At 68.9% G+C, this 6,604-nt stretch carries 6 protein-coding genes; 4 read left to right on the forward strand and 2 right to left on the reverse strand.

Features of this window, described 5'->3' with window-relative positions; genetic code table 11:
• The first annotated feature begins 9 nt into the window (after positions 1-9).
• Together N5D91_RS11290 and bioC are read left to right on the forward strand one after the other, a co-directional pair.
• Entirely contained in the window at positions 10-789 is a 780-nt protein-coding gene (locus N5D91_RS11290; protein ID WP_180854507.1) for an SDR family oxidoreductase, read from the forward strand.
• A gap of 12 nt (positions 790-801) precedes the next feature.
• The gene (gene bioC, locus N5D91_RS11295) at positions 802-1,686 is read left to right on the forward strand and encodes a malonyl-ACP O-methyltransferase BioC (protein WP_153854759.1); all 885 of its coding nucleotides are present in this window, start codon (positions 802-804) and stop codon (positions 1,684-1,686) included.
• Between the two features lie 235 nt (positions 1,687-1,921).
• On the opposite strand, the gene N5D91_RS11300 is transcribed toward bioC, so the two are convergent.
• Complete coding sequence (locus tag N5D91_RS11300; RefSeq protein ID WP_180848222.1) at positions 1,922-2,566, reverse strand: YdcF family protein; 645 nt, start codon at positions 2,564-2,566, stop codon at positions 1,922-1,924.
• Positions 2,551-3,513 (reverse strand): pyridoxal-phosphate dependent enzyme, encoded by a 963-nt coding sequence (locus tag N5D91_RS11305; RefSeq protein ID WP_180855604.1) that lies wholly within the window; start codon positions 3,511-3,513, stop codon positions 2,551-2,553. The genes N5D91_RS11300 and N5D91_RS11305 overlap by 16 nt, the downstream gene beginning before the upstream one ends.
• 159 nt (positions 3,514-3,672) lie before the next feature.
• Here N5D91_RS11305 and N5D91_RS11310 point away from each other — a divergent pair, with 159 nt between their 5' ends.
• Positions 3,673-4,155, forward strand: a complete 483-nt coding sequence (locus N5D91_RS11310; protein ID WP_153854761.1) for a hypothetical protein — start codon at positions 3,673-3,675, stop codon at positions 4,153-4,155.
• A gap of 551 nt (positions 4,156-4,706) precedes the next feature.
• Positions 4,707-6,596: a tRNA uridine-5-carboxymethylaminomethyl(34) synthesis enzyme MnmG gene (gene mnmG / locus N5D91_RS11315; RefSeq protein WP_180855603.1), complete on the forward strand. Its 1,890-nt coding sequence runs from the start codon at positions 4,707-4,709 to the stop codon at positions 6,594-6,596.
• The last annotated feature ends 8 nt before the right edge of the window (positions 6,597-6,604 follow it).

The raw sequence follows: 6,604 nt of genomic DNA on the forward strand, positions 1-6,604 counted from the left end.
GATTGACGCATGGATCTGGGTATCAATGGCCGCTGGGCACTGGTCTGCGGCGCAAGCAAGGGGCTGGGCCTGGGCTGCGCGCGTGCGCTGCTGCGTGAAGGCGTCAACGTGGTGATCGTGGCCCGCGGCGAAGCCGCCCTGCAGGCCGCCGCTGAAGAGCTGCGCGCGCTGGCCGGTGCCGCCGAGGTGCGCGCGATTGTCGCCGACGTCACCACCGAAGCCGGCCGTGCCGCCGCGCTGGCCGCGTGCCCGCAGGTGGACATCCTGGTCAACAACGCCGGTGGCCCGCCGCCCGGTGATTTCCGCAATTTCGAGCGTGACGACTGGATTGCCGCGCTGGACGCCAACATGCTGGCGCCGATCGCGCTGATCCGCGCCACCGTCGACGCGATGATCGCGCGCGGCTTCGGCCGTATCGTCAACATCACCTCGTCGGCGGTGAAAGCCCCGATCGATATCCTGGCGCTGTCCAACGGCGCGCGCAGTGGCCTGACCGGTTTCGTCGCCGGCCTGTCGCGCCGCACCGTGGCCCACAACGTCACCATCAACAACCTGCTGCCCGGCCAGTTCGACACCGACCGCCTGCGCGCCAACTTCGCCCACAGTGCGGGCAAGGACGGCGACGCCGGCGAAGTGGCCGAACGCCGCCGCCAGCAGATCCCCGCCGGCCGCTTCGGCACACCCGACGAATTCGGCGCCGCCTGCGCCTTCCTGTGCAGTGCACAGGCCGGTTACCTCACCGGGCAGAACCTGCTGATCGACGGCGGCGCCTACCCCGGTACGTTCTAAGAGACTTTCGCAATGCCGTCCCACTTCGATGCCCGCCATGTCCGCCGCGCGTTCGCCCGTGCCGCCAACAGCTACGACGCCGCCGCCGCCCTGCAGCGCGAAGTGCAGTCGCGGCTGATCGAATCGCTGGACTACCTGGAGGCGCGCAAGCCCGAGGTGGTGCTGGACATCGGTGCCGGCACCGGCCATGCCAGCGCGTTGATGAAGAAGCGCTGGCCGAAGGCGCAGGTGATCGCGCTGGATGTGGCGCTGCCGATGCTGGACCAGGCCAAGCGCCAGGCCGGCTGGTGGAAGCCGTTCCAGCGCCTGTGCGGCGACGCCGCCGCGCTGCCGCTGGCCGACAACAGCGTGGACGTGATCTTCAGCAACCTGTGCCTGCAGTGGGTGGACGACCTGCCGGCGGTGTTTGCCGGGTTCCGCCGTGTGCTCAAGCCCGGTGGCCTGCTGCTGTGCTCGACCTTCGGCCCGGAAACGCTGGTTGAACTCAATGAAGCGTTCGCGGCCGCCGATGACCGCCCGCACGTGAGCCGCTTCGCGCAGATCGCCCAGTTCGGCGATGCGCTGATGATGGCCGGCTTCCGCGACCCGGTGCTGGACCGTGACCTGTTCACCCTGACCTACGACGACCTGCCCTCGCTGATGCGCGAGCTGCGCGCGATGGGCGCGACCAATGCACGGGTGGACCGCCGCCATACGCTGACCGGGCGCGGCCGTTTCGCCGCTGCGGCGGCGGCGTATGAACCGATGCGCCGTGCCGACGGCAAGCTGCCCAGCAGCTGGGAAGTGATCTATGCCCACGCCTGGGCACCGGACCCGGGCGCACCGATCCGCGAAGGCGGGCATGACGTGGCCGCGGTGCCGGTGTCGGCGATTCCGATCCGGCGCAAGCAGACCTGATCGTCCGGTAGTGCCGGCCGCTGGCCGGCAACCTCACGATTCCATGGTGGGCATCTGCCGGCCAGCGGCCGGCACTACCGCATTCCACACCACACGCGAATCGCTCTGGTAGGTGCCAACCTTGGTTGGCACAACCCATCAGATCGCGGTGCCGCCAGCAGTGTGCCGACCAAGGTCGGCACCTACCAAAGGCAGGTATGGGCCGGCATTGTGCCAACCAAGGCAGGCTTCCGCCTCAGGTATTGGCCGGCGAACTCAGCGGCGGGCGCACCAGGTCGCGGTGGAAGAAATAGATCTCCTGCACCAGGAAGCGCCAACTCGTATGGAAGCTGCGGAAGCGCGTGCTGGGCGTGGACGAAGCCAGCGCATCGATGCCCAGCGCCCTGCTCAGGCGCAGCGCGCGCGCCATGTGCAGCGGGTCGCTGACGATGATCACCCGGTGCAGGTTGCGCTGGTCCATCAGCCGCTTGGCTTCGACCAGGTTCTGCACGGTGTTGCGCGAAGCGGTTTCGATCAGGATCGCATCGTCCGGCACGCCATGCTTGAGCGCATAACGCCGCGCCACCTGCGATTCGGAGAAGCGCGCGCCGGTGCCGCCATAGCCACCGGTGAAGATCAGCAGTGGCGCGTACTGGGCCTCGTAAAGGTCCAGGCCATGGCGGATGCGCTCTTCGAACACCGGTGACGGTTTGGCGTCATAGGCCGCCGCCCCGAGCACGATGATGGCGTCGGCCTTGGCGGCCTGGTCACGTTCACCGACCCAGACGATCCACGCAGTCACGCCCAGCAGCCAGATCACCAGCACCACGAAAAGCCGCCACAGCCAGCCCAGCAGGCCGGTGCGATGCCGGTTGCGCTCGCGGCTCAAGGCGCCCCCCAGCGAAGCGCTGGCAGGTCGACATTGCCACCGGACAGGACCAGGCCCACGCGCAGGCCGGCAAAACGCTGCGGCTGCGCCAGCACCGCAGCCAGCACGGTGGCCGAGGACGGCTCGACCACCTGCTTGAGGACCTCCCACAGCAGGCGCATCGCGGCCATCGTCGCCGCGTCATCGACCACGATCACCTCGGCACCGGCCGCACGCAGCAGTTCGAAATTGGGCGCGCCGATCAGGGTACGCAGTCCATCGCAGATCGTGTCCGGAGTGAACGCCCCCTGGCGCTCGCCTGCGGCCAGCGAGCGTGCGGTGTCATCGGCGCCGGCCGGTTCGGCCAGCACCAGCCGGGTCTGCGGGCTGGCGTGCTGCAGGGCCAGTGCGGTACCGCTGGCCAGGCCACCGCCGCCCACCGGCACCACCATCACGTCAAACGGGCCGTCGCTGTGCAGCAGTTCCAGGGCCGCGGTGCCCTGCCCGGCCATTACCACCGGGTCCGCATAGGGATGGACCAGGGTTGCGCCGGTATCGGCCTGCACCTTGGCGCAGGTGGCCTCACGGTCGGCAATGGTCGGCGGGCAGCGCCAGAGCGTCGCACCATGGCGGGCAATGTTGGCCAGCTTCGCCGCGACCGCGCCTTCGGGCACCACCACGTGGCAGGGAATGCCACGGGTCCGTGCGGCCAGGGCCAGGGCGGCACCGTGGTTGCCGGACGAATGGGTCACCACACCGGCACGGGCGCGATCGGCGTCCAGTGACCACACCGCATTGCAGGCGCCGCGGAACTTGAATGCACCACCACGCTGCAGGTGCTCGGCCTTGAAGGCCAGCTGTGCCCCGGCCATCGCATCCAGCGTGTGCGAGCGCAGCACCGGGGTCACGCTGGCATGCGGGGCGATCCTCGCGGCAGCAAGCAGGACGTCATCGGCGCGGGGCAACAGTGAATCGCTCATGACGCAAGATTAACGTAAGGCTCCCCGCTGGCGACCGGGGCACAGGTCATGCCAGCATGCGGGCCTTCACCTCCATTCATCCTGGCCGGTGGAATTAAGGGCCGATTCAATGCCGGCGCACGAAGCTGACTGCACACCCGTCCTCTGGGGGGACCCACCATGAAAACGCGCCTGATGCTTGCCGGTGGCCTGTTGCTGGCCCTGACCGGCTGCACCACCTACGACTATGTCGGCGGCGGCCGCAGTGGCAGCTACTACCACGGTGCGCCGTCGGTGGAGTACCGCTACCCGGCCGGCTATCCCTACAACTACGGCCCCTACTACGGTGGCTATGGCGGCTACTACGGCGGCTACGGCAACCCGTATTACTCGCGTCCGATCTACCGTCCGCCGCACAACCACCGCCCGCCACCGCGCCCGGGCAATGGCGGCGAGAACCGTCCGCCGCCGTCGCGGCCGTCGTACAACGGCGGTTCGCCATGGCGGAACATGGACTCGATGCGGCGCCCGCCGCAGTCGAACATCCAGCCGTCGGCACCACCGCCACAGGCCCGTCCGGCCCCCGTGCCGAGTGCGCCGAGGATGAACGGTTCCCCCTGGCGCAACATGGATCGTGGGACGCAGCGCACAGTTGAGCGCTGAACCGTCTTGCATTTCACACGGTCCAAGCCGCACTCTACGGGACCAGTGACGGCCCGCGTCACAATGTGACAAAAACGACACGGGCCGCCGCAAAAAGCTCTACGTCGATATCCGACAGGAACATCTGGATCCCCCCTGTTCCGGCCCTGTCGGATGTCGGCACCTCTGAAGGCAGACGGCCCCGCAATGCGGGGCCGTTTGTTTTGCCGGGCCGCCAACCGGCGAGAGCCCCAGCGTCAGTGAGATCCACGCCATGCGTGGATGGGGCCTTTCCCGCCGCCCCAAAAAACAGGGCCGGACAGTCCCCCGACTGCCGGCCCTCTGCTCCCCCACCGTGCGCCTGTACCGGCCCCTGTTCCAATTCCGGTCACGGGCGCCTACGGCGCCAGCCACGATGGGTGCTATTGGGTTATCTGCAAAAATCCTGCCAACTTTAGGGCTGATTTCGACGCCGGCCGGCCGGCACCGACGTCCCGCCCCCGAATGGCGCTAAAATCGCCACCCCGGCGCCGCCCCCCGGTCCGCGCCCGCCCCCAGCTGAACAGCCCCCCATGAACCCGTCCTTCCATCGTTACGACGTCATCGTCATCGGCGGTGGCCACGCCGGCACCGAAGCCGCGCTGGCCGCGGCCCGCACCGGCGTGCGCACCCTGCTGCTGACCCACAACATCGAAACGGTGGGCGCGATGAGCTGCAACCCGGCCATCGGCGGCATCGGCAAGGGCCACCTGGTCAAGGAAATCGACGCTCTCGGCGGTGCGATGGCGCATGCCGCCGACCGCGCCGGCATCCAGTGGCGCACGCTCAACGCCTCCAAGGGCCCGGCCGTGCGCGCCACCCGCTGCCAGGCCGACCGCAACCTGTACCGCATGGCGATCCGCGCCATCGTCGAAGGCCAGGCCAACCTGACCGTGTTCCAGGCCGCCGTCGATGACCTGGTCATCGAAGGCGACGCCGTGCGCGGGGTGATCACCCAGACCGGCCTGCGCTTTGACGCCGAGGCCGTGGTGCTGACCGCCGGCACCTTCCTGGCCGGCAAGATCCATGTTGGCCCAACCCAATACGCCGCCGGCCGCATGGGCGACCCGCCGGCCACCACGTTGGCCGCGCGCCTGCGCGAACGCCCGTTCCAGGTGGACCGCCTGAAGACCGGCACGCCGCCGCGCATCGACGGCCGCTCGCTGGACTACAACGTGATGGACGAGCAGCCCGGCGATTCGCCGCGCCCGGTGATGTCCTTCCTCGGCTCGGTGGACGAGCATCCGCAGCAGGTCAGCTGCTGGATCACCCACACCACCGAACAGACCCACCAGATCATCCGCGACGCACTGCATCGCTCGCCGCTGTACAGCGGCCAGATCGAAGGCATCGGCCCGCGCTACTGCCCGTCCATCGAGGACAAGGTGGTGCGCTTCGCCGAAAAGGCCAGCCACCAGATCTTTGTCGAACCCGAAGGCCTGGGCATCGTCGAGATCTACCCCAACGGCATCTCCACCTCGCTGCCGTTCGACGTGCAGCTGGAGATGGTGCGCAGCATCCGCGGCTTCGAGAACGCGCACATCACCCGCCCCGGCTACGCGATCGAGTACGACTTCTTCGACCCACGCGGGCTGAAGGCCTCGCTGGAAACCAAGCTGGTCAACGGCCTGTTCTTCGCCGGCCAGATCAACGGCACCACCGGCTATGAAGAAGCCGCCGCGCAGGGCCTGCTGGCCGGCCTCAACGCCGCACGCCAGGTGCGTGGGCTGGACGGCTGGTGCCCGCGTCGCGACGAAGCCTACCTGGGCGTGCTGGTGGATGACCTGATCACCCACGGCACCAACGAGCCCTACCGCATGTTCACCAGCCGCGCCGAGTACCGCCTGCAGCTGCGCGAGGACAATGCCGACCAGCGCCTGACCCCGGCCGGCCGCGAGATGGGCCTGGTGGATGACCGGCGCTGGAGCGCGTTCGAGACCAAGCAGTCCGCCGTCGCCGCCGAACGCGCGCGCCTGAGTGCGCTGTGGGCAACCCCGGCCAATGCGCTGGGCCGCGAGGTGCAGGACACGCTGGGCGTAGCGGTCAGCCGCGAAACCAACGTGCTGGACCTGATCAAGCGCCCCGAGCTGGATTACGCGCAGCTGATGCAGGTGCCGTCGCTGGGCCCGGCCGTGGCCGACGGCAAGGTGGCCGAGCAGGTGGAGATTGGTGTGAAGTACGCCGGCTACCTGGACCGGCAGCGGGAGGAGATCGAGCGCCAGCAGCGGCATGAAGCCACGCCGATCGCTGAAGCCTTCGACTACGCGACGGTGCGCGGGCTATCGGCCGAAGCGCTGCAGAAGCTGGAGCGCGTGCGGCCGCAGACCATCGGCCAGGCGCAGCGCATCCCGGGCATGACCCCGGCAGCGATCTCGCTGCTGCTGGTGCACCTGGAGCGCGCACGCCGCGGCCGCGTGGCGTAACGCGGTCG

Origin of the sequence: Stenotrophomonas sp. GD03794 (assembly GCF_029842145.1) — a bacterium.
GTDB lineage: Bacteria > Pseudomonadota > Gammaproteobacteria > Xanthomonadales > Xanthomonadaceae > Stenotrophomonas > Stenotrophomonas riyadhensis.

What these genes read in the sequence shown, in the direction of transcription:
- N5D91_RS11290 (WP_180854507.1), top strand. Translation starts at nt 10, where the DNA reads ATGGATCTGGGTATCAATGGCCGCTGGGCACTGGTCTGCGGCGCAAGC.
- N5D91_RS11310 (WP_153854761.1), top strand. Translation starts at nt 3,673, where the DNA reads ATGAAAACGCGCCTGATGCTTGCCGGTGGCCTGTTGCTGGCCCTGACC.
- mnmG (WP_180855603.1), top strand. Translation starts at nt 4,707, where the DNA reads ATGAACCCGTCCTTCCATCGTTACGACGTCATCGTCATCGGCGGTGGC.
- N5D91_RS11305 (WP_180855604.1), bottom strand. Translation starts at nt 3,513, where the DNA reads ATGAGCGATTCACTGTTGCCCCGCGCCGATGACGTCCTGCTTGCTGCC.
- bioC (WP_153854759.1), top strand. Translation starts at nt 802, where the DNA reads ATGCCGTCCCACTTCGATGCCCGCCATGTCCGCCGCGCGTTCGCCCGT.